This is a genomic window from Mesorhizobium sp. M7A.F.Ca.US.014.04.1.1 (assembly GCF_003998745.1).
GTDB lineage: Bacteria > Pseudomonadota > Alphaproteobacteria > Rhizobiales > Rhizobiaceae > Mesorhizobium > Mesorhizobium ciceri.
Map to the genome: position 1 here is coordinate 1 of NZ_RZRW01001063.1, position 1,167 is coordinate 1,167.

A 1,167-nucleotide genomic window follows, 5' to 3' on the forward strand; every position below is an offset into this window, starting at 1 on the left:
ATTGCTGTCCTCCTCGAACAGCCAGCTTCCCATCAATAGGTTGTCTCCGCAACGCGCGCTGATTCAGGAGTGTGATTCATGACCCGCTACGCCACCGTCATCACCGATGCTGACGGCCGGGAAATCGTCAGCGCCATCGGCGAATTCGCAGGCACTGCGCCGCACCCACACCTGGGGCGTGGCGAGCAGGTCGCATCCGGCGTAGAAATCGGCATGGTGCAGGATGGGGCCGGGCCGATAGCAAGTTGCGCGGCTACAATCTCGTCGAGCTCAAAATCGGTAACCTGGTTTTAGGGCTGGAACCCCAGAAGGTCGGCACTCTGTCAGGCGGCGCCGGACTCCTGGCCGCGCTCAGAGCGGGCAAAGTCGCGGGCTGCGGCAGTGCCTGCGGGAAAGCCGCTGCGATCGCTGTAGTCGCGCGGCTTGGTCCCCCTGCGAGAGTGGCGCGCGGTGACGCCTTTCGCACCGATGATGTCGAGCAAAGCGATGCCGGCGACCACGGCAAGCGCAATGCCCACGTTGTCGCGCTTTGGATTGTCATGCCGATAAGCTGACAGCAACGTCGCGATGTCCAGGCCGTCGCCAGCCACCCGGCTCCAAAGCCCAGCCTGCTTGTCCACGGAAAGCGAGAGTATGCCGCTGCTTATCTCCCGCGCCCCATAGGCTCGGATGAGATCTTGCTTGCCGCTCATGCCGAGCGCACCGGCAATCCGCTCGGCACCAACCAGCTCGACGACACCCAGCGCGATGCTGAACCAGCCGAGCTTGCGAGCAAGGCCGTCGAAGGCACCGACCACACTCGGCCCGGCCTGCAGCACTTTGGGATCGCCAGGCGATCGGGTGATGTTGGTGAGTTTAGCGACCACGTTCATGACGATTCCCTACGGTTTCAAAACAACCTTGATGCAGCTGTCCTGCTTGTCGCGGAACACCTTGTACATCTCGGGTCCCTGCTCGAGCCCGACGGTATGGGTGATGACGAAGGAAGGGTCGATCTGGCCGTCCACGATGCGGCGCAGCAGATCCTCGGTCCAACGGGTGACATGGGTCTGCCCCATGCGGAAGGTGAGGCCCTTGTTCATCGCCTGTCCCATCGGAATCTTGTCGACCAGCCCGCTGTAGACGCCGGGGATCGAGATCACGCCGGCCGGCCGGCAGACATAGATC

At 63.0% G+C, this 1,167-nt stretch carries 2 protein-coding genes and 1 pseudogene; 1 reads left to right on the top strand and 2 read right to left on the bottom strand.

Annotation, left to right across the window (positions count from 1 at the left end; genetic code table 11):
* Positions 1 to 78: 78 nt before the first annotated feature.
* A complete protein-coding gene (locus tag EOA22_RS34475) occupies positions 79 to 294 on the top strand; it encodes a hypothetical protein (protein ID WP_013525008.1) in 216 nt (71 codons plus the stop codon).
* Positions 295 to 323: 29 nt separating this feature from the next.
* Here EOA22_RS34475 and EOA22_RS34480 read toward each other — a convergent pair whose 3' ends face one another.
* Together EOA22_RS34480 and EOA22_RS34485 are read right to left on the bottom strand one after the other, a co-directional pair.
* Positions 324 to 872 (bottom strand): hypothetical protein, encoded by a 549-nt coding sequence (locus tag EOA22_RS34480; protein WP_063170835.1) that lies wholly within the window; start codon positions 870 to 872, stop codon positions 324 to 326.
* A gap of 9 nt (positions 873 to 881) precedes the next feature.
* Positions 882 to 1,167: pseudogene (locus EOA22_RS34485) on the bottom strand (glutathione-dependent formaldehyde dehydrogenase); the annotation flags it as partial.